Source organism: Romboutsia sp. D33t1_170424_H2 (assembly GCF_015669105.1).
In the GTDB taxonomy this organism is placed as follows: domain Bacteria; phylum Bacillota; class Clostridia; order Peptostreptococcales; family Peptostreptococcaceae; genus Romboutsia_C; species Romboutsia_C hominis.
On sequence record NZ_JADOZQ010000002.1, the window covers coordinates 88,374 to 113,818 of the forward strand.

At 27.6% G+C, this 25,445-nt stretch carries 21 protein-coding genes; 18 read left to right on the forward strand and 3 right to left on the reverse strand.

All coding sequences use genetic code 11. From position 1 onward, the window contains the following. Positions 1–6: 6 nt before the first annotated feature. From I4U66_RS03400 to I4U66_RS03415, 4 genes are all read left to right on the forward strand, one after another. A complete protein-coding gene (locus I4U66_RS03400; RefSeq protein WP_166505925.1) occupies positions 7–375 on the forward strand; it encodes a YkvA family protein in 369 nt (122 codons plus the stop codon). A 201-nt stretch (positions 376–576) separates the two neighbouring features. After that, positions 577–2,523 carry a sensor histidine kinase gene (locus tag I4U66_RS03405; RefSeq protein ID WP_207743613.1) on the forward strand — a complete coding sequence of 649 codons (1,947 nt, stop codon included), beginning with the start codon at positions 577–579 and terminating at the stop codon, positions 2,521–2,523. 338 nt (positions 2,524–2,861) lie between these two features. Continuing rightward, the gene (locus I4U66_RS03410; protein WP_092924044.1) at positions 2,862–4,058 is read left to right on the forward strand and encodes a dicarboxylate/amino acid:cation symporter; all 1,197 of its coding nucleotides are present in this window, start codon (positions 2,862–2,864) and stop codon (positions 4,056–4,058) included. Between the two features lie 523 nt (positions 4,059–4,581). After that, positions 4,582–6,522 carry a KUP/HAK/KT family potassium transporter gene (locus I4U66_RS03415; protein ID WP_243278784.1) on the forward strand — a complete coding sequence of 647 codons (1,941 nt, stop codon included), beginning with the start codon at positions 4,582–4,584 and terminating at the stop codon, positions 6,520–6,522. Between the two features lie 48 nt (positions 6,523–6,570). Here I4U66_RS03415 and I4U66_RS03420 read toward each other — a convergent pair whose 3' ends face one another. After that, the gene (locus I4U66_RS03420) at positions 6,571–7,644 is read right to left on the reverse strand and encodes a pyridoxal phosphate-dependent aminotransferase (protein ID WP_195928493.1); all 1,074 of its coding nucleotides are present in this window, start codon (positions 7,642–7,644) and stop codon (positions 6,571–6,573) included. 284 nt (positions 7,645–7,928) lie between these two features. Here I4U66_RS03420 and hpt point away from each other — a divergent pair, with 284 nt between their 5' ends. The 5 genes from hpt (at position 7,929) to I4U66_RS03445 (ending at position 11,444) form a co-directional block, all read left to right on the forward strand. Further along, positions 7,929–8,453: a hypoxanthine phosphoribosyltransferase gene (hpt, locus tag I4U66_RS03425; protein ID WP_166505921.1), complete on the forward strand. Its 525-nt coding sequence runs from the start codon at positions 7,929–7,931 to the stop codon at positions 8,451–8,453. A 111-nt stretch (positions 8,454–8,564) separates the two neighbouring features. Beyond that, the gene (locus tag I4U66_RS03430; RefSeq protein WP_092924056.1) at positions 8,565–9,449 is read left to right on the forward strand and encodes a phosphatase PAP2 family protein; all 885 of its coding nucleotides are present in this window, start codon (positions 8,565–8,567) and stop codon (positions 9,447–9,449) included. Between the two features lie 127 nt (positions 9,450–9,576). Next, positions 9,577–10,803 (forward strand): NAD(P)/FAD-dependent oxidoreductase, encoded by a 1,227-nt coding sequence (locus I4U66_RS03435; RefSeq protein ID WP_166505920.1) that lies wholly within the window; start codon positions 9,577–9,579, stop codon positions 10,801–10,803. A 102-nt stretch (positions 10,804–10,905) separates the two neighbouring features. Beyond that, complete coding sequence (locus I4U66_RS03440; protein ID WP_166505919.1) at positions 10,906–11,127, forward strand: alpha/beta-type small acid-soluble spore protein; 222 nt, start codon at positions 10,906–10,908, stop codon at positions 11,125–11,127. Positions 11,128–11,273: 146 nt separating this feature from the next. Beyond that, complete coding sequence (locus I4U66_RS03445) at positions 11,274–11,444, forward strand: hypothetical protein (protein ID WP_092924065.1); 171 nt, start codon at positions 11,274–11,276, stop codon at positions 11,442–11,444. Between the two features lie 84 nt (positions 11,445–11,528). On the opposite strand, the gene I4U66_RS03450 is transcribed toward I4U66_RS03445, so the two are convergent. Then, positions 11,529–12,005, reverse strand: a complete 477-nt coding sequence (locus I4U66_RS03450) for a hypothetical protein (RefSeq protein WP_092924068.1) — start codon at positions 12,003–12,005, stop codon at positions 11,529–11,531. 143 nt (positions 12,006–12,148) lie between these two features. On the opposite strand from I4U66_RS03450, the gene I4U66_RS03455 reads away from it, so the two are divergent. The 7 genes from I4U66_RS03455 to pduL all read left to right on the forward strand — a co-directional run bounded on the left by I4U66_RS03455 (position 12,149) and on the right by pduL (position 19,622). Continuing rightward, on the forward strand, positions 12,149–12,622 hold the full coding sequence (locus I4U66_RS03455) for a hypothetical protein (RefSeq protein WP_092924071.1): 474 nt from the start codon (positions 12,149–12,151) through the stop codon (positions 12,620–12,622). A gap of 30 nt (positions 12,623–12,652) precedes the next feature. Beyond that, the gene (locus tag I4U66_RS03460; protein WP_092924074.1) at positions 12,653–14,452 is read left to right on the forward strand and encodes a GAF domain-containing SpoIIE family protein phosphatase; all 1,800 of its coding nucleotides are present in this window, start codon (positions 12,653–12,655) and stop codon (positions 14,450–14,452) included. A gap of 36 nt (positions 14,453–14,488) precedes the next feature. Further along, positions 14,489–15,082, forward strand: a complete 594-nt coding sequence (locus I4U66_RS03465) for a flavodoxin family protein (protein ID WP_092924077.1) — start codon at positions 14,489–14,491, stop codon at positions 15,080–15,082. A 191-nt stretch (positions 15,083–15,273) separates the two neighbouring features. After that, entirely contained in the window at positions 15,274–16,443 is a 1,170-nt protein-coding gene (aroC, locus tag I4U66_RS03470; protein WP_195928494.1) for a chorismate synthase, read from the forward strand. Next, positions 16,431–17,561, forward strand: coding sequence for a 3-dehydroquinate synthase (gene aroB / locus I4U66_RS03475; protein WP_092924082.1), 1,131 nt, complete (start codon positions 16,431–16,433; stop codon positions 17,559–17,561). Before aroC ends, aroB begins: the two co-directional genes overlap by 13 nt. Further along, a complete protein-coding gene (gene aroA, locus I4U66_RS03480; RefSeq protein WP_195928495.1) occupies positions 17,554–18,813 on the forward strand; it encodes a 3-phosphoshikimate 1-carboxyvinyltransferase in 1,260 nt (419 codons plus the stop codon). The genes aroB and aroA overlap by 8 nt, the downstream gene beginning before the upstream one ends. Positions 18,814–19,052: 239 nt before the next feature. After that, a complete protein-coding gene (gene pduL / locus I4U66_RS03485; protein WP_092924088.1) occupies positions 19,053–19,622 on the forward strand; it encodes a phosphate propanoyltransferase in 570 nt (189 codons plus the stop codon). A 90-nt stretch (positions 19,623–19,712) separates the two neighbouring features. Here pduL and I4U66_RS03490 read toward each other — a convergent pair whose 3' ends face one another. After that, positions 19,713–20,078 carry a winged helix-turn-helix transcriptional regulator gene (locus I4U66_RS03490; RefSeq protein ID WP_330405527.1) on the reverse strand — a complete coding sequence of 122 codons (366 nt, stop codon included), beginning with the start codon at positions 20,076–20,078 and terminating at the stop codon, positions 19,713–19,715. Between the two features lie 515 nt (positions 20,079–20,593). On the opposite strand from I4U66_RS03490, the gene deoC reads away from it, so the two are divergent. Beyond that, the gene (deoC, locus tag I4U66_RS03495; protein ID WP_195237188.1) at positions 20,594–21,265 is read left to right on the forward strand and encodes a deoxyribose-phosphate aldolase; all 672 of its coding nucleotides are present in this window, start codon (positions 20,594–20,596) and stop codon (positions 21,263–21,265) included. Positions 21,266–21,571: 306 nt separating this feature from the next. After that, positions 21,572–25,114, forward strand: a complete 3,543-nt coding sequence (nifJ, locus tag I4U66_RS03500; protein WP_092924094.1) for a pyruvate:ferredoxin (flavodoxin) oxidoreductase — start codon at positions 21,572–21,574, stop codon at positions 25,112–25,114. Positions 25,115–25,445 lie beyond the last annotated feature (331 nt).

The following is a 25,445-nucleotide window of genomic DNA, read 5'->3' on the forward strand; positions in this document are numbered from 1 at the left end:
AATATTATGAATATTATAGATAAAATATTAAATTTTTTAAAGGTAACATTAGTAAGATTTAGAAAAGCTAAATTTGGTTTTATGTTTTTTATAAATATATTTAAATTACCAGATTTATTAAAAGAAAGTAGAGTTAGTATAATGAGTAAAGCAAAGGTAATATTTGCATTAATAGTAGGACTACTTTACTTAATATTAGGTATAGATTTTATACCAGAGATTATACTTGGGTTATTTGGTTTTATTGATGATTTATTTATTTTAATATGGAGTTTGGGAATAATAAATGAAGAAATAGAAAAATATAAAGTTATCATCAAAACAGATAAGAATTCAAATATCATAGAAGATGTCAATTTTAATATAAAAGATTAAGAAACGGCTATTATGCCGTTTCTTTTAATTTATACAAAAACTTGTGAAAATAGTATTATATATATTTTTGAATACAAGTTTCGACAAAAAAATATAAATGCAGATGATATAATAAAGTATCATAAGTCGAAAAAATATAAATTAACAAAACATATAGTTAATATATATAAATTAAAATTTTGGCAAAAGTAGGTGATAATCATGAGGAAGTGTAAATACCTAAGTTTCATTTTTATTACTATTTTGTTTATTACTATTTTGATATTGGGAATATATACAAAAGATATATATTCAGAAGGAAAAAGAAATATTTTATTTATTAGTTCAGGAAATCCTAATTTTTTAAACTTTGATGAATATATGAGTGGAATTGTAAGTGGGTTAGGCCATGATATAAATTTACAAACTGAGTATATGAATTCAGAATATAATTATAGCCCAAAGCATGAATTAGAATTTTATGAGTTACTAAGCCATAGACTAAGAAATTATAAAAATTTTGATGGTATTATTGTAGAAAATGATGATGCATTAGAATTTGCTATAAAATATAGAGAAGATTTATTTAAGGATATTCCTATTGTATTCTTTGCAATAGAAAATGAAGAACTTATAAAAAAGGCTTTGTCTTATGATATGGTTTCAGGGGTAAAGGAAGTATCATCAATAGATAAAAATATAGAGCTAATATCTAAATTTCACAAAGGTGTAAAAAATATTTACTTTATGTCTGGATATAAAAGTGAATTAACAAAAGAAGATATATCTTATTATGAAAATAAATATAAAAAAAATAATATTAATTTACATGAGGTAGTTACTCGCAATATAGATGTTAATGATTTTAAGAAAAAGTTAAAAAAACTAGAAAGTAGTGATGCAATTATAACTTTTTATCCAGGGTATTTTGAAAATATTAATTTAGGACACGAAGATACAATTGGGCTTATAAAATCATTAACTAAAGATGTTCCTATATATAGTTCATTTGAACATAGTATAGGGAAAGGTACTATAGGTGGTAAGGTTGTAAGTCCATATAATCAGGCTAAAAAAGCTGGGGAAATAGTAAATTCAATTTTATCTGGGAAAAGTGATAAAAAAATTTATATAGGTGATGACAATGCAAATAAGTATATATTTGATTATGAGGTAATGAAAGAATTTGGTATAAAAAAGCATGATTTACCAGACGGATCTGTAATAGTAAATGATCCAATAGAAATTTATAAAAAACATGAAAATTATATACTAGTAGTAATTTCTATTATTTTAGTTCTAGTAGCTATGGTAATAGCCTTAATATCTTATACTAACTATAAAATGAAATATGAAAAAGAACTTTTAAGATTAATTGATGAAGGCGAGGAATTAAGCAGATTAAAGGCACACTTTACATCTAATATTAGTCATGAACTAAGAACGCCAATTACTGTTATCTCATCAGTAATGCAGCTTTCAAAATCAAAATCTAAAAACAATGAATTCATAATAAGTAATAATAATTATGAAATTATAGAAAGTAATTGTAATAGATTGCTAAGGTTGATAAATAATTTAATTGATATTCAAAAATTTAAATGTGTAGATACAAAACCATATTTACAAAATGTAAATATAGTTGAGTTAATCGAAGATATAACTTTATCTGTAATACCATATACAAAATCTAAAAATTTAGATATTATATTTGATACTACTGACGAGGAAATTATAACAGCTGTTGATATTGATAAAATGGAAAGGGCAATACTTAATTTATTGTCAAATGCAATTAAATTTTCATACAATGGTGGAACTTTAAATGTCAATGTATCAACGTTAGAAGATAATGTTGAGATTGAAATAAAAGATAAAGGAATAGGTATGAATGAGGAAGAGTTAGAGCATATATTTGATATATTTTATCAAATAGATAATACCATGACTAGAAAGAATGAAGGAAGTGGGGTAGGATTATCTATTGTTAAGCTATTTGTAGAAGCACATGGAGGAAAAATTGATATAAAATCAAAATTAAATGAAGGCACAACCTTTAAAATAAAAATACCTATAATTAAAATAAGTGAAAATAGATGTGATAAATATATAATAGAAGATGAATTAAAAGAAAAGGTAAAATTAGAGTTATCAGATATATATATGTAGATATAAAATAAAAATTATTTAAAATTATAAAGAATAAGTGAAAAGAATAAAAAAGATAGTTTCTATTTTATGAAATTATCTTTTTTTATTATAAAAAATTTAAAAGTAAATTTAAAAAAATAATATTGAAATTAACACTATATAGAAAGAAAATTAAGAAAATTTCAATTATAAAGAAAAGCGATTTAATAAAAAAAGTATAAAAAGTTAGAAATAAAATAAAATAAAGAAAAAATCAAAAAAAACAAAAAAATATCTAGGAAAACGTTGACTAGAATAGAAAAATGTTTTATTATAAGTTTGCAAGGGGAAAAAAATGACAGGGGGAGAAAGATCGTATGAAAAAAATAGGATTAGTTCCTAAACTTATTATGGGTATCATAGCCGGTATATTAATCGGACAATTCGCACCAGAAGTTATAGTTAAAACTCTGGTAACTGCAAGTAGTTTATTCTCTGCATTCTTAAAATTCGTTATACCATTTATAATAATAGGATTTGTTACAGCAGGTATAGCAGATTTAGCAACAGGTGCAGGAAAATTATTAGGGATAACAACAGGAATAGCATATGGGTCTACAATAGTAGCCGGAACATTAGCATTTGCTGTAGCATCGTTAATATTCCCATCTTTTATAGATGCAAGTGTTGCTTCACAAATAGGTGATCCTGAAGCAGGTATGTTATCACCATTCTTTAGTATACCTTTATCACCAATGGTAGATGTAACTGCTGCAATAGTATTTGCATTTACAATGGGTCTAGGTATATCTGCTCTTAGAAACAATGGTAAAGGGCAAACTTTACATAATATATTCCAAGAGTTCCAAGAAATTGTAACGAAAGTATTATCAACAATAATAATACCTTTATTACCAATATATATAGCAGGAACATTTGCTAATATAACTTTTGCTGGACAAGTTTGGTCTATATTAGGAGTATTCTGGAGAGTTTACTTAATAGTAATACCTCTACATTTAATATACTTAACAATACAATTTACAGCAGCAGGAATAGTTACAGGGAAGAATCCTTTCAAAATGTTAAAAAACCAAATACCTGGTTACTTAACAGCAGTAGGAACTCAATCTTCAGCAGCTACTATACCAGTAAATGTAGAATGTGCTAAAAACAATGGAGTAAGCAAAGAAATAAGAGAATTCTGTGTACCTTTATGTGCAACAATTCACTTATCAGGAAGTATAATATCAGTTACATCATTTGCTGTTGCAGTACTTATGATGAACAATATGGATCATAGCTTTACTACTTTATTCCCATTCATATTAATGTTAGGAATAGCAATGGTTGCAGCACCAGGAGCACCAGGTGGAGCTATAATGAGTGCATTACCTTTCTTACCAATGATAGGTATACCATCAGATGGTGGACTTGCAAGTTTAATGATAGCTTTATACTTAACTCAAGATAGTTTCGGAACAGCTGCAAACGTATCTGGAGATAACGCTATAGCAGCAGTTGTTGATCATATAAACACTAAAATGTCTAAAAAAGCAAATAAAGTTGCTTAAGCAATTAAAAAAAATAGCTACCTCTTATGAGGTAGCCTTTTTTATTTAATAAAACATTTCACTTAAAAATCATAAAATATAAACCTAACAAATTAATATTGTATGAAAAGTCATAAATATTTTTATATTTAAACTAATTATATTATAAAAATAAACCTTATAATTAAAAATTCTTTAATTTACATATTGAAAATATTAAAAATCATCAATTTAAATATTTATTTGTTTAAAACAAGCTAAACTTAGCTTTTGCAATGTTAAACTTAAATTTAAATTTGAAAAATATTAAAAAAACTAAAAAAATTATTTGTCTATATTCTTATAATTAAAAATTATGAAATGCTTAACAAAAGAGACATTTGACAGAAGAAGACTACTTTGCTAGACTAAGTCCATTATCAAGGTATAGTCATAACATATTAAATTAATAACAAAGATATGAGAGCCTTATTATAGGTTATTTTTAATAACTTGTAATAGACGAAACTAGCGGATTGTGATTATGAAAGAAGGTAAATCAATTATGAAAAGCAAAAAAGTAAGTATAGCATCGTTATTAGTAGCATTAGGTATCGTATATGGAGATATAGGTACATCACCTTTATATGTTATGAATTCAATATTATCAACTAATAAAGGACAGGTTTCTACGGATTTAGTATTAGGAGGAATATCACTTGTTATTTGGACATTAACACTTCAAACAACTATAAAATATGTAATATTAACTCTTAAAGCGGATAATAACGGAGAAGGTGGAATATTTTCATTATATACTTTAGTAAGAAAAAGAGCTAAATGGGCAATTGTACCAGCGGTTATAGGCGGAGCATCACTTTTAGCAGATGGGATAATAACACCTCCAGTAACTGTTACATCATCTGTTGAAGGGTTACAAATGATATTTCCACTAAGTCTTAATATGATATTAATTATAGTAGTATCAATATTAATATTATTATTTTCTTTTCAAAACTGTGGAACTATGAAGATAGGAAAGCTTTTTGGTCCTATTATGTTTTTATGGTTTTCTATGTTAGCTATACTTGGTATATCTCAAATAATTAATAATCCACAAATAATAAAAGCTATAAATCCTTATTATGGAATAAAATTATTAATTGAAAATCCCAAAAGTACTTATATTTTAGGAGCAGTATTTCTTTGTACAACAGGTGCAGAAGCGTTATATTCTGATCTTGGACATTGTGGAAGAAAAAATATATACTATACATGGTTTTTTGTAAAGGTATGTTTAATACTTAATTACTTAGGACAAGGAGCATGGCTTATGTTAAGAGAAGGAGATGTAGTAATAAATAATCCATTTTTCTTAATAATGCCAAAGTGGTTTATTGTACCAGGGGTCATAATAGCGACAATAGCAGCAATTATCGCAAGTCAGGCACTTATTTCTGGGGCATTTTCATTAATATCAGAGGCAATAAAATTAAATCTTTTTCCTAGATTATTAATTAAATATCCAAATGAGGAAAAAGGTCAAATATATATACCAGTAATTAATTTTACATTAGGAATAGGCTGTATATTGTTAGTTTTATACTTTAAAAAATCTGAGAATATGGAAGCTGCATATGGACTTGCTATCACAGTTACTATGCTTATGACAACCATATTATTATCTCAGTATGAAAAATATAACAATAGAAAAGCTACAAGATCTGTATTAGTTTTAATTGTTTTTGGAATAATCGAATTAAGTTTTTTATATGCAAATTTATCTAAGTTTTTTAGAGGAGGATATATAACTGTATTAATAGGATTTATTATAATGTTTGTTATGTATTCATGGGTATATGGATTAAAGATAAAGGAAAGATACAATCATTTTACCAAGCTATCTAAATATAAAGATAGATTTAAATCTATAATAGAAGATACAACATTGCCCCTATATTCAACACATCTAGTGTATTTAACTCAAACTAGCACTAGGGGGTATATAGAAGATAATATATTATATTCTATATTTAATAAATCACCAAAACGTGCTAAATACTATTGGTTTGTTAACGTAAGAGTAACTGACGAGCCATATACTATGAGTTATAAGGTTCATACTATAATACCTAATCAAATATTTAAGATAGAATTTGAACTAGGATTTAAAGTAAATCAAACAGTAAATATATTTTTAAGAGAAGTAATAGAAGAATTAATATCTACAGAAGAATTAAAAATTACACTAAAGGAATATATGATAGATAACAATTTAGAGAAAAATGTTGGAGATTTTAAATTTGTATTGTTAGAAGAAAATTTATCTAATGAAAGTAACCTTTCAAAATGGGATAGTTTTATAATAGGTTTTAAGATACTTATAAAAAAAATAACAGTATCTCCAGCTAAGAGGTTTGGTATAGATACTAGTATTGTTGAAGTTGAGAAAGTTCCTATTATAATAGGAAAAAGGAAAAAGGTAAAATTAACTAGAATAAAATAAAATAAAATAAAAGTTATCTCTTACTTTGAGATAACTTTTGTTTTTTTATTAAAATATATTATTTAAAGAATTTATTAAAAGTCTATTATCTTCAGGTTTTAAAATACAAACTCTAAAGAAATACTCGTTAAGTCCATCAAAAGAAGCACAATCTCTTATAATTATTTTATGTGGAATAAGCTTATCTCTTAATTCACTTGCAGTTAATTTTTTTGATTTTATTTCACATAATATAAAATTACCTTGGCTATCATAAACATTTAAATCATCTATATTTCTTAAATTATCAAATAAATAATCTCTTTCTTTAGTCATAACATTAATAGTATTTTCTATGAAGTGTGTATCTTTAAACATAACCTCACCCATTAATGTAGCAAATATATTTATATTCCATAAATCAAGATGAGATGATATACTATCTTTTACACTAGTATTAGATATAAGCCCATATCCTAGTCTAATACCAGGGGTTGAGAAGAACTTAGAAGTACCTCTTATAACAAATATATTATTATAATCATCAACTAAAGATGTTGAAGAAAAAGCTTTAGTATCTGTAAATTCTATGTAAGTTTCATCAATCATAAAGAAAGTATTAGTACTTTCAAGTAAAGTTTTTATCTCAGCTTTTGAGAAAGTAAAACCAGTTGGATTATTAGGGTTACAGATAATAATCAAATTATATTTATTACTATTTATGTGATTTATTAATTTATCAATATCAATCTTAAAGTCATTTTCATATTTTGAGTAATATTTGTCTATATTACAGTTTATCTTTTTTAATTCTTTTTCATACTCAGAATAAGCAGGTGATAAAAGTAAAGCTTTAGTAGGATTTATAGTTTTTATAAATGAAGAAATAAGCTCTGTTGCACCACTTCCTAATACTATGTTTTCTTTATTACAATGACAATAAGAAGAAATAGAATTTTTTAAATTTGTGTAATCAGGGTCTGGATATATAGAAACCTGATCTATATTTTTAATCACAACGTCTTTAGCAGCATTAGATGCACCTAAAGGATTTATATTAGAACTAAAATCTAGAAATTCTTCTTTTGAAAATCCATATTTTTTTGATAAGTCATATAAATTAGCACCATGGTTTAAACTCAAGTAAAACACCTCCGTAGTTAATAGTTACAATTTAATTATAATATAAAAATCAATTATTAGTAGCTTTTATAAAAATATTAAACAATAATACCGAATGATAAAGCTATATATAGAAAAATATGTATAGCAAGAAATTTTAAGAAAATAATAAAAATATACTTAAAAATTTAAATAATAAAAAAATATTGAACAATTACTAAAAAAATTATAAAAATGTTCTAATATTTGTGCTTATATGGTATAATGTTTTTATTATAATATACGTAAACAACAGGAGGACTGAAATGTTCAAAATTACAGAAGTATTATTAACAGAAGAACAAATAGCTAAAAAAGTAGAAGAGATAGCAAAACAAATAGAAAAAGACTTCAAAGGTGAAGAATTATTAGTAGTAGGGATACTAAAGGGTGCTAGTGTGTTTGTTTCTGACTTAATAAGAAAAATAGACTTAGATGTTAATATAGATTTTATGAGTGTATCAAGTTATGGAAAATCAACTGAAAGTTCAGGTGTTGTAAAAATACTAAAGGACTTAGATGTTAATATAGAAGGAAAAAATGTATTAGTAGTAGAAGATATAATAGATTCAGGATTAACATTAAGCAAATTAGTTGATGTACTACAAACTAGAAATCCAAAAACATTAAAATTATGTACACTATTAGATAAGCCTGAAAGAAGAAAAGCTAATATACCAGTAGACTATGTAGGGTTTACTATAGAAGACAATTTTATAGTAGGATATGGAATAGACTGGGCAGAAAAATACAGAAACTTACCTTATATAGGAATAGTTGGAGAAGAATAATATAGAAGACTTAGCAATGTTGCTAAGTCTATTTTTGTGTAAAGGGTATAAATAAATAAGAAAGTTAGGTATAATTACATAAAAGATAAGTACTTAGGAGGGGGAAATAAAATGGATATTCAATTAAGTATACTACAATTTTTTCAGTCTTTAAGATCTGGCGTATTAGATACTTTATTTTTAATACTTACTATAAGTACAGAAATACCTGTAATAGTTTTATTAACAACAATAATGTATTGGTGTATAAATAAAAAGTATGGTCAAAAGATATTATTTTCATTAGTAGGAAACGTGGCCATAAATTCAGGAATAAAAGATGTAATAAAGGCTAAAAGGCCAATAGGAATAGAAGGGATAACGTCTCAAAGAGTATCAACAGCAACAGGATATTCATTTCCAAGTGGACATACTCAAACTGCAACTTCATTTTGGACAAGTATAATAATTATATTCAAAAATACATGGATTAGTATAATAGGAGCTATTATAATTTTAGGAGTAGGCATATCTAGACTATACCTAGGAGTTCATTGGCCTATAGATGTAATATTTGGATGGGGATTTGGGATAATATTTACTGTAATATTTAGTAAATTTTTTGATTATGTAGATAATGAAAAAAAATATCTAAGTCTTATTTTAATGTTAATACCATTTGCATTAGTTGCATTTTTAGTAAATAGTTCGTCTTATATAAAATCATTTGGATTATTAACTGGATTTGTACTAGGGTATATAGTAGAAGATAGATATATACAGTTTGAAACAGTATCAAAAAATAAAAATAAAATAAACTTTAGTAACAAAAAAGATAATAAAATAGCTAAAAATATATGTAGATTTTTACTTGGAATAATAACTTTAGGATTAGTTTACTTAGGCTTAAAATATACTATGCCAAGTAACAACTTATTTGATTATATAAGATATACAATAGTAGTATTTTATGGAGTTTGTGGAGTGCCATTTCTGTTTAAGATATTTAAGCTATAGTAAGTTTTATTATTTATTGAATAAGATTAATTAAAACATGAATATGAGTATATATTAATTAGATGCAAAGTAAGTTACTTAAAGCTATTAAAAAGTTAAGCTTACTTAAAATAGAAGAGGTGTAAATTTGAAAAAAGTAGTAGTAATAGGAGCTGGAGCAGCTGGTATGATGGCAGCGGCAACTGCAGCAGATAGAGGATTAGACGTAACATTAGTAGAGAAAAATCATAGAGTAGGGCGAAAAATATTAATAACAGGAAAAGGTAGATGTAATATAACTAATAACTGTGATATAGAAGAATTAATAGAAAATGTACCTACAAATGGTAAATTTTTATATAGTGCATTTTATACATTTACAAACGAAGATGTTATAAATATGTTTGAAAGTTTAGGTGTAAAAACTAAGACAGAAAGAGGAAATAGAGTATTTCCAGAAAGTGATAAGGCACATGATATAGCTAATGCACTTCATAAACAAGTAATAGATAAAAAAGTAAAATTGTTATTAAATACTAAAGTAGAAGAAATAATAGCAAAAGATAAAAAAATAGAAAAAGTAATATTAGACAACAAAAAAGAAATACAATGCGATGCTGTAATAGTTGCTACTGGAGGAGTTAGTTATCCTCTAACGGGTTCTACTGGAGATGGATATAAATTTGCTAAAAAATATGGACATACTATAATAGATCCTAAACCTTCTTTAATAGGGCTTGAAATATGTGAAAGTTTTGTAAGTGAATTAGAAAAATTATCTCTTAGAAATATAAAAATAGAGTTATATAACGGAAAAAATAAGAAAATATACGATGACTTTGGAGAATTAGAATTTACAAAGTATGGTATAGATGGACCAGTTGTAAAGTCAGCTAGTTGTATGATGAAAGATTTATCAAAAAATACTTATAAGATAGTTCTAGATTTAAAACCAGCACTAGATGAAGAAAAATTAGATAAAAGAATACAAAGAGATTTCCAAAAGTATACTAACAAGGCCTTTAAAAACTCTTTAGATGACTTATTGCCAAAAAAATTAATACCAGTAATAATAAAGTTAAGTGGCATAGATGAAAATACTGTAGTTCATCAAATATCTAGAGAACAAAGAAAAGCATTAGTACATTTATTAAAAAATATTAATTTAACAGTAAAAAGATATAGACCAATAGAAGAGGCTATAATAACTTCAGGTGGAGTTAAAGTTGGGGAGATAAATGCAAGTACAATGGAATCAAAGCTAATAGATGGATTATTTTTTGCAGGAGAAGTAATTGATGTTGATGCTTATACTGGGGGATTTAATCTTCAAATAGCATTTTCAACAGGTTATTTAGCCGGATATTATTGTTAGCAAGAATTTAGATATTGTTACAAATATTACCTAGAATTAAAAAACTATAAATTCATATAATACTACCAAGAAACAAAATCAAAAGAAAGAAGGTAGTCAACAATGTCAAACAACAACAATAACAACAAAACAGTAGTTCCAGGAGCTAAACAAGCATTAAATCAAATGAAATTAGAAATAGCTAATGAGCTTGGAATGACAAATTACCAACAAATGGACAAAGGAAATCTTACTGCAAGAGAAAATGGTTATGTAGGTGGATACATGACTAAAAAGTTAGTTGAAATGGCAGAACAACAAATGTCAGGACAACAACAACAATAATATATTATTTTAATATATTAAGGAGCATCTTTTAGATGCTCCTTTAGTTTTATATAAAATTAAAAAATACATGACTTATATATTGGATAAAAAATTTTTGAATGGATAAAATAACAATAAAATACATTACATAAGGAGAAATATAAATGTCGACTGTTAATTTTGAAGAAATAAAAACTAAATTTATAAATGCAGATTTAGATGAAAAAATACGTATTTATACAACAACAGAAGGTCTTACAGTAGAACAGTTTAGAGAGCTTCTTAGATATTATCCAATACAGCATTTATCTAAGCTAGAAAAAGCATTAGGATAAATAATAAAAAGTCTTCACTTAATATTTAGGTGAAGACTTTTTATTATTTAAAAAATATCAAAATAATTTATATATGATATTAGATTAATTTACTTTCTCTGGTTTATGTACATAATTATAAATTCTTTCATTACCTAAATCTATAATACCAGTGCTTATGAATTTTATTAAATTATCAACATCACAAGCATTTAGGTATTCTATAGGAATTGACAATGTATATTCACTAGAGCTTAGCAAATTCTTTAATTTTAGTTTTTGAGAAATACTTGGTTTTTCAGGGATAGATTTATTTTTATGTTTTTTGCCTTTTGATAAATTAGCATTTTGCATACTTATTAATTTATCTATATAGTCTATATAAGATAGTTTGAAGGTTTCATCTGATAAAAGATTTTCATCTAAAATGTCATTAATAGATTCATTAGATAGTATATTTTCAGCAAACTTATCAGCTGTAAGCTTACCAGTTATAATACCTTTTTGATATTTTCTGAGGACTTTTTTTGTGTGGCTATAGATTTTACTACGTGTTTCTAAATCAAGATTAGCCATTTGCATTAAAACCACTCCTTTTAAAGTGTATATTAGTCTATATATTTTATTATTGACAAGTATAAAAAATATTATAATTGTAAAAATTACAAATATATGGATGAAATATAGATTATATAAAAATAAGTAACTTGATAAGGAGAATTTATATGATAAATGGAATAATAAAGCTATTTTATTCTGAAATAGTAAAAACTAAGATGAAATCTATGCCTTCATCAGACTATACTTACAGAGAAGAGTGTAGAGAAATAAGAAATATGACATTAAAGTTAGATAGTGTATTTTTAAAGATTACAAAGCTACTATTAGCAATAATTATTTTATATATATCTTTTAATATAGAGATTTTATTTGGAATGGGGATGTTGTTAGTAGAATTGACTTATTTAATATATAAGATAAAGTTAGAAGCTCAAGTGAGAGAAAGTATTGAAAATATAAAAAATAATATAGAAATGCCTAAAATACCAACTATAGATGAGAGAGGAAAATCAGGATTAAATGTGTTAGTTACTTTGCTTATAATTGGATTATTAACAGGGTTTAATGCCATTATAATAGCAACTTTTATAATAGTTTTTATATTTACTATAAATAACATATATAGTAATATAAAGTAGACTATATAAAATTAGGGGGTAAGTAGTGATATGCAAAATTTTAATACTGATAGCCATAGAATGAAAAACTTAGTAGACATATCAGCTATGGTAACTAGTTCAACAGATTTTTATTCTATAAAAGATAAGATAGTAGACAAGATGTTAGAAGTTGTTCATCCAACTAAGGCTTGTGTTAATTTATTTTATCGAAATGACTATAAATACGCATACTTGGTGTGTTCTCAGACTTTAGAGTATATACCACAAGTATTCCCTATGGATCATGTACCACCAGTAAAATCTATGAGTAATCCAATAGGTATTAAAATAGATTTTAATGAATATCCTAAATATGTTCATGAAGCTGTAGAAGAAAAGAAAATAATATATATAGAAAATGTCTTTGAAGAGGAAAGAGCAAAAGACGAAAGGGATTTAGCTATAAAAGAAGGTTATACGGGAAGAATAGTATTTCCTTTCATAATAAACGATAAAGTAGTTGGATTTATGACTTGCTTTTTATCAAAAAATGATAGTATCTGTGAACAAGATATAGACTTTATATCATCTGTTGCATCATTGCTTAGTTTATCAATAGAAATAACTACTAAAAACAATAATATGCAATTTTTAGTACATAAATTAAGAGGTGCTATAAATTCAATAAATGCTGCAACTAAAAAGCTTTATTCAAGTAATAATATAACAGTATTCTTAGAGCAATTAAGTAAACAAGCTTGTAATATGACAAACAGCAAAGAAGCTTTGATATTAGTAGATGATAATGATTATAAAGATAGAGCATTTAACTATTACAATGTTGAAGATAAAAATAAAATAAACTTATATCCAATGTTAGAAAGTATCCAAGCGAGAAAATCAATTGGGGAATATCACAATAATGTAAATATAAAATCTGAGTCAGAAGATACTATAAAAAGTTATATATATTATAAGTTAAGATATAGAAATAAAGTTATCGGATGTATAGTATGCGCTAATAGTCAAAACTATACAAAAGATGATTTGAATATATTAAGTATATTAGCAAAACAAGTATCAGTAGGTATGCAACTGTATAAATATAATTTAGAAGAAGTAAAGCATAAAGTACTTGATAATGAATTAAACCTTTTAAATAAACAGCAAAAGTTAATAATGGATGATGCTAAATTAGAATTAAGTAACAATAAAGAGTTAGATTACTATCATAGACCAGCAAGAGTAGTTGGAGGGGACTTCTACTATGCTATGAAGGTAGATGATGATAATACAGTTTATATTTTGGCAGATGTTATGGGTCATGGTATGATTTCAAACTATATGGTTGCTATGATAAAAGGTGCCTTTAAAGTATTAGCAAATCATTATAAAACACCTGGAGAAATACTTACAAAGTTAAATAAAATGTTATATGATGAATTTGATAAAATGGACGTATTTGCTACATGTTTAGTAAGTGTTATAAATTCAAAAGAAAATAAAATAACAATATCCAACGCAGGACATTATAGTCCTATAATAATAAAGAATAATGGAGAAATAGAAGGAAATTTAAACTGTAAAAAAGGTATACCAATAGGGATAATGGATGAAGCTGAATATGCAAACAACTCTTTTGATATATCAAACTATTCACTATTATGCATGTACACAGATGGAATTTTAGAAATAAAAAATGAGTCAAAAGAAGAATATGGGGTATCTAGATTAGAGAAATTCCTTCAAGATAATTACCAAATAGGTCATGAAGTTTTACAAGGAAAGCTAGAAGAAGAGTTAATAGACTTTGCAGGTAAAGATAACTTTGATGATGATATATTAGTAGTTATGTTAAAGGATAAATAGTATTTATTATAACTAAAAGATAAAGGGGGATAATTAATGTTTAAAGAAATATTAATAATAAATGGAAGCCCAAGAAAAAATAAAAATTGTTTTTCGATATCTAAGGAAATAAGTTCTAAACTAGAAGAAAATAATATAACTTACGAAATATTTAACATATATGATATGAATATTGAGTATTGTACTGCTTGTGGATTTTGCGAAAAAACAGGTTATTGCAAATTTAATGATGATATGACCCCTATGTATAAAATGTTTGATAAAGCCAAAGGAGTTATAGTAATAAGCCCTGTACATTTTGATTGCGTATCTGCTAAATTAAAAACAGTAGTAGATAGAACTCAGGCTATATATGCAAGTAAGTATATTCTTAATAAGCCATCAATAGATAGAGATAAGACTCGTATAGGAATGTACATAGCTGTTGGAGGTTCAACACCATATGAAACTCAATTTATGGGTGGCCAAATAGTCATGGATTTTTTCTTTAAAAGTGTAAACAATAAATTAAAATATAATATTTACTTAAATAGTACAGATAAATTAGGGTATAGTGAAAATCAACACTTTAAAAATGAACTAGATAAGGCAATAAAAAATTATATATGTGATGTAAAGAAGCTTGATTAATCAAGCTTCTTTTGATTGTAAATATATTTAGAAAATCAAATAATAAAAATATAAAATTAGAAATCTAATTATATGTATACCCAAAAAAGTTAGAATAAAACATAATATAAAAAAATATTTAAATTAGAGTATTTTACTTAAATAATATTATACAATATATATAATAAATGAAGTTTAACAAGGAGAATGATATGCTAAGGTATTTAACAAGTGGAGAATCTCATGGGCAAAGCTTAATATCTATACTAGATGGAGTACCAGCTAATATAGAACTTGATTTTGAAGAAATAAACAAGGAGCTTAAAAAAAGACAAGGTGGCTACGGTCGTGGCGGCAGAATGCAAATAGAAAGAGATAAAATAAATATATTAGGTGGAGTTAGAGGTAAAAAAACCCTAGGTGGACCTATATCTATAGAAATAAAAAATAAAGATTATGAAAATTGGACAAAGTACATGAATCCAATGGAGGAAGTTGATTTAGAGACTAGAAAAGTAAGTAATGTAAGACCAGGACATGCAGACCTGGTAGGTTGCTTAAAATACGACTTTAAAGATGCTAGAAATGTACTTGAAAGGTCTAGTGCCAGAGAAACTGCAAGTAGAGTAGCTGTAGGTGCTATATGCAAGCAAATACTTAAAAATTTTAATGTAGAATTTACATCTCATGTAGTAAATATTGGTGGTGTAGAAGATAAAAATTTATATGAATTTGATTATATAAAGGAAAATGTAGATACTAGTCAAATAAGATGTGTAAATAAAAACCTAGAAGAAAAAATCATAGAAAGAATAGATAAAGCGAAATCAGAAGGTGATACATTAGGTGGAGTTGTAGAAATAAGAGTAAAAAATATTATTCCTGGGCTAGGTTCATATACTCAGTTTGATAAGAAAATAGATGGACAACTTGCTATGCATTTAATGGCTATTCAAGCCATAAAAGGAGTAGAAATAGGAATTGGATTTGATGTTAGCTCTTTAGCAGGGTCTTGTGTTATGGATGAAATAAGCTATGACAAAAATGAAGGTATAAAAAGAGCTACAAATAGACTAGGTGGAATAGAAGGTGGAATGACTACAGGAGAAGAGATTATAATAAGATGTGCAATGAAGCCAATACCTACATTATATAAACCATTAAATTCTATAAATATAAATACACTGGAAAGTTATAGTGCAAGTATTGAACGTTCAGATAATTGTGCTGTTCCTGCTTGCAGTGTAGTTTGTGAAAATGTAGTAGCTTTTGTTATATGTAATCACTTCCTAGAAAAAATAGGTGGAGACAACTTAAATGACTTAAAATCAAATTATAATTCATACATAAAAAGGTTAGGTGAAAGAGGATGGAAAAGATAGAAACTGCTATTTGTAGTGTAGTAATAGATAAAGATTATAAATCCTTTAATGAAGCTGTAAAATTAGTAAACTCAAATGATATAAATAAAGGTTTAATAAAAGCTGATATAGATTTAAATGATATATACGACAAAGTACTTATAATAAGTGATGATAATGTATATAAACATATGATGAAAGAATTTACAAGTTCTATAAAAGCTAAGTACATATATGAATATATAGTGTCACCAGGAGAACAATCTAAATCTTTAGATGTTTATGAGGAAATAATGAACTACTGTATAAGAATAAATTTATCTAGAAAATCTTTAATATTAGCCTTAGGAGGTGGAGTAGTAGGAGACCTTGCAGGGTTTATAGCATCTACTTATATGAGAGGAATTGACATTATACAAGTTCCTACAAGTTTACTTGCTCAAGTCGACTCTTCTATAGGTGGAAAAACAGGTATAAATCTAGGCAATTTTAAAAATATAATGGGAAGTTTTTATCAACCAAAACTTACTTATATAAATGTGAATTCTTTAAAAAGTTTAAGTGAAGAAGAATTTATAAGTGGTATGGCAGAGGTTATAAAGTATAGTGCAATATATGATTATGAATTTCTAGATTATCTAATAGAAAATAGTGAATCTATATTAAATAAGGAAGAAAAATACTTATACTATATAGTAAAAAAATGCGCAGGTATAAAGGTAGAAGTAGTATCTAATGATGAAAAAGAAGGTGGACTTAGAAAAATACTAAATTTTGGACATACCTTTGGACATGGAGTAGAAAAACTATTAAAAATTAGCCATGGTAAGGCTGTAAGTATAGGTATGGCTATGGCATTTAAACTTTCATTAGATGAAAAATTAATATCCAAAGAGTATTATGATAAATTTATAAGAGTTATAAATTTATACAAACTACCTTTAAAATATGATTTAAATGAAAATATGGATAAAGATCATATTGCAAAAGAGATACTATACATAATGAAGAGTGATAAGAAAAATAGCTTTGGTAAAATAAACTTAATACTTCCAACAGAACTAGGAAAAGTAAGTTTAATGGATAATATAGATGAAGAAAAAATACTTAATATAATAAGGGAGAGTCAGAATGCTTAGAGGAAGTTTTGAACTTATAGGGGATAAATCTATATCCCATAGAGCCATAATGTTTTCATCAATATCAAAAGGACATAATAAAATAAGCAACTTTTTAATGGGGCAAGACTGCTTAAGCACAATATCTTGCTTTAAGAAAATGGGAGTAGACATAGACATAAAAGGAAATGAAGTTTTTGTAAAAGGAAATGGTCTATATGGTCTAAAGGCACCTAAAGATTTACTAGACGTAGGAAACTCTGGAACTACAATAAGACTATTAAGTGGAATACTAGCAGGAAATAACTTTGATGCAACACTTATTGGAGATGAATCAATAGGAAAAAGACCTATGAAAAGAGTTACAGATCCTTTAAGAATGATGGGATGCAAAATAGAAGGAAAAGACGATGCAAACTATACTCCTATAAAAATATATGGAGGGAACTTAAAAGGAATTGACTATAATATGCCAGTAGCATCAGCACAAGTTAAATCAGCTTTGATACTTGCAAGCTTATATGCAGATTCACAAAGTATAATAAGAGAAAAAGTTAAAAGTAGAAACCATACAGAAATAATGCTTAAATCATTTGGAGCTGACATAAATGTAAATGATTTAGATATAACTATAAATCCAGTTAAAGAGTTATTTAATCAAGATATATATGTACCAGGAGATATATCTTCAGCAGCATTTATAATAGTAGGAGCTTTAATAACTAAAGGCTCAGAGGTTTTAATTAAAAATGTTGGACTAAACAAAACTAGAACTGGAATAATAGATGTTGTTAAAAATATGAATGGAAATATAGAAATAATAAATCAAAGATTCGTTGGAGGAGAGCTAGTTGGAGATTTATTAGTAAAGTACAGCAAAGATTTAAATGCTACAACAATAGATAAAACTATAATACCAAGGCTTATAGATGAAATACCAGTTATAGCAGTACTTGCAACGCAAGCAGAAGGAACAACTATAATAAAAGATGCAAAAGAATTAAAAGTAAAAGAGAGTAACAGAATAAAATCTGTAGTAGATAACTTAAAATTAATGGGTGCAGATATAGAAGAACTAGAAGATGGAATGGTTATAAAAGGAAAAACTAAGCTAAATGGAGCTAGTATAACTACTTTTAAAGACCATAGAATAGCCATGGCATTTTCAATAGCTAATTTAATCTGTGATACAGATATAGTATTAGATGACAAAGAGTGTATAGATATATCTTTCCCTGGTTACTTTGACTTATTAAAAAAACTATCAATATAAAATTTTTATATAAACTAATATTTAAAGTTAATATTAATATGGTTAAAATAAATAAAAAATTATAATAAGATAAGTAAAAGTTGAAATACTAATTATGAATGAAAATAAAAGGGTTTTCTAATATTTCAGTAGAAATAATATTAAGAAAATTATCAAATTTTGAGAAAAGAATTTGATTTAATTAAAAAATTTATGTATAATTGGATGTTGTATACAAAATTTATGTAGGAGGGTTTTTTATGAAATTACCAATAGCTTTATCAAACAGACACGTTCATTTAAGTCAAGCTGATATAGAAACATTATTCGGAGCAGGACATGAGTTAACTCATTTCAAGCCATTATCTCAGCCAGGACAATATGCATGTGAAGAAAAGGTTGATTTAGTAGGACCAAAAGGAACTATAAAAGGAGTTAGAGTTTTAGGACCAGCTAGACCTAGCACTCAAGTTGAAATATCTTTAGCAGATGGATTTGCTTTAGGTGTAAAAGCTCCAATAAAAGAATCTGGAGATATAGCAGGAACTCCTGGTGTTAAATTAGTAGGACCAGCTGGAGAAGTTGAATTACAAGAAGGTGTTATAGTAGCATCTAGACATATACATATGAGCTTAGAAGATGCTAAAAACTTCGGTGTAGAAGATAAGCAAATAGTAAAAGTTAGAACTTTCGGACCAAGAGCTGTTGTATTTGAAAATGTATTAGTAAGAGCTAATGCAAACTTCGCTTTAGAAATGCACGTAGACGTTGAAGAAGGAAACGCTGCAGCAGTTAGAAACGGAGATATGGTAGAATTAATAGCTGAATAATTTTAGTTTATATTATAAATAAAAGGTAATCTCAAAATTGAGATTACCTTTTTAGTTATATAGTTTATTATTTATGTATTTATTAAAAATCTACTTAGTAGCAGATATTTTCATAGCTTTTGAATATTCCACTCCATATTCGTACATCTGCTCAAGAAGGGGAAGTAATTTTTCTCCAAGATCTGTCAAACTATACTCGACTTTAGGAGGTATAACAGGATACACCTCTCTATGAACTAGTCCATCATCTTCTAAACTTCTAAGTTGGTTTGTAAGCATTTTTTGAGTAACATCAGGAAGCTTTCTTTTTATCTCACTAAATCTAAGGGGACCACTACTTAGATACCAAAGTATTAAAATTTTCCATTTACCGGAAACTAATTTATGAAATAAAGTCATAGGGCAAGTTTCAAATTTTGCACATCTATGACTCATGTGACATTGAGTATGAATCATATATACACCTCTTTCTATATAAATAGCATAGAAAAACTTCTAAAAAATATTAAAATATAGTCATATAGACTTATCATAAAGTATTTCTATGAAATATCTAACTTAAGACTTTTTATATCAAAATAAGAAATTACATTCATTTTAAATGGGGGAGATATAATTTCTATATATGAGATTAAAAAAGTACTGTTTCAAAATTCTAAAAATGAAGACCTATTTATTATATCATAAATAGATTATTGTAAAAACCTTACAGTATATTTTTTGATACCATATATATTTTTAGGTACTGTATATATTTTTTGAAACTATATATAAATAAAGTGCCTACTTGTTAAACAAAAACTATATAGATATGATTATATATGTGAGCTGGATACAAAATACAGATTGAAATTAAAGAGTTATGAATTTTAAATTGTTCTAAGGAAAAAATAAGTTTATATGATGCTCATAATATGCTAACATAATATGGAATAATATAAATATTTGTGTAGAAAAAAGGAGAATTTGAAATGAGTAAAATAGCAAAAATGATAGACCATACAGTATTAAAAGCTGTAACTACAAAAGAAGAAGTAATAAAGGTTTGTAATGAAGCAAAAGAATATGGATTCTTTTCAGTTTGTATAAATCCAACTAACATAGAGCTTGCTAAAAAAGAATTAGAAGGAAGCGATGTAAAAGTTTGTACAGTAATAGGTTTCCCTTTAGGAGCTAACACTAAAGAAGTTAAAGCGTTTGAAACAAGAGATGCTATAGCTAAAGGTGCAGACGAAGTAGATATGGTTATAAATATAGGTGCATTAAAAGATAAAAACTACGACTTAGTATATGAAGATATAAAAGCAGTAGTAGATGCAGCTAATAAAGAAGCTTTAGTTAAAGTAATAATAGAAACTTGTTACTTAACAGATGAAGAAAAAGTTAAAGCTTGTGAACTTGCAGTTAAAGCAGGAACTGACTATGTAAAAACTTCAACAGGATTTGGAACAGGTGGATCAACTCCAGCTGACATAAAACTTATGAGAGAAACTGTTGGAGAAAATATAGGAGTTAAAGCATCAGGTGGTGTTAGAACTGCTGAAGATGCAAAAGCTGTAATAGAAGCTGGGGCATCAAGAATAGGTGCAAGTGCATCAATAGCCATAGTTACTGGGGAAAATTCTATAAAAAGCGATTATTAGAAAAAATACAAATTTCTTGTTTAATCTACAAAATCGTGGGTATAAATGAAAGAGTAAAAGAAACTTATAATTAAACATATGGATATTATTTTAATAAACATATAGATTTTTCCTTTAAGCAAAATAAAGGAATTTTACAAAACATAAAGAATATTTTGTTTATTATGTAATATTTAGAATTATGTAATAATATAGTATTGGGGGGAAACAATGTGCAATGTTGTATAACCTTGTACATTGTTTCTACAATACAAAATACTTATAAAATGTAAGTACATAAGAGTAATATACGAGGAGGATACAATTATGGCTAAATTTATGAAAACAGTTGACGGAAATACAGCTGCTGCTCATGTTGCTTATGCATTCACTGATGTTGCTGCTATATATCCAATAACTCCGTCTTCAAACATGGCTGAAGTAGTTGACGAATGGTCGGCACAAGGCAGAAAGAATATGTTCGGACAAAAAGTAAGTGTTGTAGAAATGCAATCAGAAGCAGGAGCTGCTGGAGCATTCCACGGTTCATTACAAGCTGGTGCATTAACAACAACTTTCACTGCATCTCAAGGTTTATTATTAATGATACCTAATATGTATAAAGTTGCTGGGGAATTACTTCCAGGGGTATTCCACGTAAGTGCTCGTGCATTAGCAGCTCAAGCATTATCTATATTTGGGGATCATCAAGACGTTATGTCAGCTAGACAAACTGGATGTGTAATGTTAGCATCAGGTTCTGTTCAAGAAGTTGCTGATATAGCACCAGTTGCACACTTAGCTGCAATAGAAGGAAGATTACCTTTCATACATTTCTTCGATGGATTCAGAACATCTCACGAAATACAAAAAGTTGAGTTATTAGACACTGAAGATTATGAAAAATTAATAAACAAAGAAGCAGTAGAAGAGTTCAGAAACAGAGCTTTATCTCCAAATCATCCTGTTACTCGTGGTACTGCTCAAAACCCTGATATATACTTCCAAACAAGAGAAGCTTCAAATAAATATTACAACAACATAGTTGGAATAGTTGAAAAATACATGAAGCAAATGAGCGAATTAACTGGAAGAGAACATGGACTATTTGATTACTACGGAGCACAAGATGCTAAGTATGTATTAATAGCTATGGGATCTGCTACAGAGGCTATAGAAGAAACAATAGATTACTTAAATGCTCAAGGTGGAAAATACGGTTTAGTTAAGGTTCACTTATTCAGACCATTCTCTACTAAGCATTTATTAGAAAAAATACCAGCAACTGCTGAAAGAATATGTGTAATGGATAGAACTAAAGAGCCAGGTGCTATAGGAGAGCCATTATACTTAGACGTACGTAGTGCATTCTACGGAGCTGAAAATGCTCCAATGATAATAGGAGGAAGATACGGATTAGGATCAAAAGATGTTACTCCATCAGATATAAAAACTATATTTGATAACTTAACTTCTGAAAATCCTAAGAACAACTTCACTGTAGGTATAGTAGATGACGTTACTAATACTTCATTAGAGCCATCTGAACCTATCAAAATAGCTACACCAGGAACTATAAGATGTAAGTTCTGGGGATTAGGATCTGACGGTACAGTTGGGGCTAACAAACAAGCTATAAAAATAATAGGAGACAACACTGAAAAGTATGCTCAAGCTTACTTTGCTTATGACTCTAAGAAGTCTGGTGGTATAACAATGTCTCACTTAAGATTTGGAGATGCTCCAATAAGATCTACTTATTTAATAGATGAAGCTGACTACATAGCTTGTCACAACCAATCATATGTTAACCAATATGATTTATTAAAAGGACTTAAAAAAGGTGGAACATTCGTATTAAATACAATATGGTCACCAGAAGAGTTAGAAACTCATTTACCAGCAAAAATGAAGAGATTCATAGCTGAAAATGAAATAAACTTCTACACTGTAAATGCTACTAAGATAGCTCAAGAAATAGGTCTTGGAAATAGAATAAACATGATAATGCAATCAGCATTCTTCAAGTTAGCTGAGATAATACCTCAAGAAGAAGCTAGCCAATACCTAAAAGATTCTATAAAGAAAGCTTACGGTAAAAAAGGTGAAAAAGTCGTTAACATGAACTTTGAAGCTGTTGAAGCTGGTATGAATGCATTAGTTAAAATAGAAGTTCCAGCTGCTTGGAATCAAGCTGTTGAAAGTGCAGAAACAACAAACTGCGACGAACCAGAATTCATAAAAAATATAGTAAGACCAATGAATGCTCAAGAAGGTGATAGTTTACCAATAAGTGCATTTGATGGAATAGAAGATGGTACATTCCCATGTGGTACTGCAGCTTACGAAAAACGTGGAGTAGCAGTAAATGTTCCTGAGTGGGATGTAAACAACTGTATACAATGTAACCAATGTGCTTATGTATGTCCTCATGCATGTATAAGACCAGTATTAGTAACTGAAGAAGAAATGGCTAATGCTCCAGAAAACTTCAATACTAAAAAAGCAATTGGTAAAGGATTTGAAGGATTACAATACAGAATGCAAGTAAGTCCACTTGACTGTACAGGATGTGGAAACTGTGCTGACATATGTCCAGCTAAAGGTAAAGCATTATTCATGAAACCTCTTGATACTCAAGAAGTTGAAATAGAAAACTGGGCATTCGCTGTAGATACTACAAAGGTTGCTCCTAAAGATGATGTAATGGCTCCTAACACTGTTAAAGGAAGTCAATTCAGACAACCATTAATGGAATTCTCAGGTGCTTGTGCTGGATGTGGAGAAACTCCATACATCAAGTTAGTTACTCAATTATTCGGAGATAGAATGATGATAGCAAATGCTACTGGATGTTCATCAATCTGGGGAGGATCAGCTCCATCAACTCCATACACTGTTAACCATGAAGGTAAAGGTCCATCTTGGGCAAACTCATTATTCGAAGACAATGCTGAATTCGGATATGGAATGATGTTAGCAGTTAAACAAATGAGAAACAAAATAGCTGAAAACATGGAAACATTATTAACAATGGATATATGTGATGCAGCTAGAGAAGCATTTACTGCTTGGTTAGATGCTAAAGAAGATGGAGAAGCTTCAAAAGTAGCAAGCCAAAAAGTATTAGATGTATTAGCTAATGCTCACAATATAGAAAATGCTGAAATAAAAGCTTTAGTTAATGAAATAGAAGAAAGAAAAGATTACCTAGTTAAGAGATCTCAATGGATACTTGGAGGAGACGGATGGGCTTATGACATCGGTTACGGTGGACTTGACCACGTACTTGCTTCAGGTGAAAATGTAAACGTACTAGTATTTGATACAGAAATATATTCAAATACAGGAGGTCAAGCTTCTAAATCTACTCCAATATCTGCAATGGCTAAGTTCGCTGCAGCTGGTAAGAGATCTAAGAAGAAAGACTTAGGTATGATGGCAATGAGTTACGGAAACGTATATGTTGCACAAGTTGGTATGGGTGCAGATAAGAACCAATTAATGAAGGCTGTAATAGAAGCAGAAGCTTATGATGGACCATCATTAATAATAGCTTACTCTCCATGTATATCTCATGGTATAAAAGAAGGTATGGGTAGAGCTCAAGCTAACATAGAAAAAGCTGTTAAAGCTGGTTACTGGCACTTATACAGATTCAACCCAACATTAAAAGCTCAAGGTAAGAATCCATTCACATTAGATTCTAAAGAGCCAACTGAAAGCTTCAGAGAGTTCTTAATGGGTCAAGTAAGATACGCTGCAATAGCTAAGCAATTCCCAGACGTAGCTGATGAATTATTCACTATGGCTGAAGAAAATGCTAATGAAAGATACAACAACTATAAGAGATTAGCTGAACAATGCTAATAAATATAGTTTAATATAAAGGATGTACTTTTAGAGTACATCCTTTTTTATATAATAGTGTTTTATTATACATAACTTAAGTGAATTTTTTAGTTTAAATATATATTTATAGCTTATTAAATACAAAAAAGCATAAAAACATAAAACATTCATAAAATATTCATAAAGTTAGGCTATAGTAAATGTAAATGAACATACTCCATAAAATAGATTGAAATATATAAAAAGATAGGATAAGTTTTGTTGAGAGCTTGTCCTATCTTTTTATTAAGCTTTACTAAATTAATACGTATATTAAAATATAGATTATAAATAAGATTTGCGATATAAT

Coding starts and splice junctions, on each gene's coding strand:
- I4U66_RS03410 (WP_092924044.1), top strand. CDS start 2,862: ATGAAAAAAATAGGATTAGTTCCTAAACTTATTATGGGTATCATAGCC.
- I4U66_RS03400 (WP_166505925.1), top strand. CDS start 7: ATGAATATTATAGATAAAATATTAAATTTTTTAAAGGTAACATTAGTA.
- aroA (WP_195928495.1), top strand. CDS start 17,554: ATGCTTAGAGGAAGTTTTGAACTTATAGGGGATAAATCTATATCCCAT.
- I4U66_RS03460 (WP_092924074.1), top strand. CDS start 12,653: ATGCAAAATTTTAATACTGATAGCCATAGAATGAAAAACTTAGTAGAC.
- I4U66_RS03490 (WP_330405527.1), bottom strand. CDS start 20,078: ATGATTCATACTCAATGTCACATGAGTCATAGATGTGCAAAATTTGAA.
- I4U66_RS03430 (WP_092924056.1), top strand. CDS start 8,565: ATGGATATTCAATTAAGTATACTACAATTTTTTCAGTCTTTAAGATCT.
- aroC (WP_195928494.1), top strand. CDS start 15,274: ATGCTAAGGTATTTAACAAGTGGAGAATCTCATGGGCAAAGCTTAATA.
- pduL (WP_092924088.1), top strand. CDS start 19,053: ATGAAATTACCAATAGCTTTATCAAACAGACACGTTCATTTAAGTCAA.
- hpt (WP_166505921.1), top strand. CDS start 7,929: ATGTTCAAAATTACAGAAGTATTATTAACAGAAGAACAAATAGCTAAA.
- I4U66_RS03440 (WP_166505919.1), top strand. CDS start 10,906: ATGTCAAACAACAACAATAACAACAAAACAGTAGTTCCAGGAGCTAAA.
- deoC (WP_195237188.1), top strand. CDS start 20,594: ATGAGTAAAATAGCAAAAATGATAGACCATACAGTATTAAAAGCTGTA.
- I4U66_RS03465 (WP_092924077.1), top strand. CDS start 14,489: ATGTTTAAAGAAATATTAATAATAAATGGAAGCCCAAGAAAAAATAAA.
- I4U66_RS03450 (WP_092924068.1), bottom strand. CDS start 12,005: ATGCAAATGGCTAATCTTGATTTAGAAACACGTAGTAAAATCTATAGC.
- nifJ (WP_092924094.1), top strand. CDS start 21,572: ATGGCTAAATTTATGAAAACAGTTGACGGAAATACAGCTGCTGCTCAT.
- I4U66_RS03455 (WP_092924071.1), top strand. CDS start 12,149: ATGATAAATGGAATAATAAAGCTATTTTATTCTGAAATAGTAAAAACT.
- aroB (WP_092924082.1), top strand. CDS start 16,431: ATGGAAAAGATAGAAACTGCTATTTGTAGTGTAGTAATAGATAAAGAT.
- I4U66_RS03415 (WP_243278784.1), top strand. CDS start 4,582: ATGAAAAGCAAAAAAGTAAGTATAGCATCGTTATTAGTAGCATTAGGT.
- I4U66_RS03445 (WP_092924065.1), top strand. CDS start 11,274: ATGTCGACTGTTAATTTTGAAGAAATAAAAACTAAATTTATAAATGCA.
- I4U66_RS03405 (WP_207743613.1), top strand. CDS start 577: ATGAGGAAGTGTAAATACCTAAGTTTCATTTTTATTACTATTTTGTTT.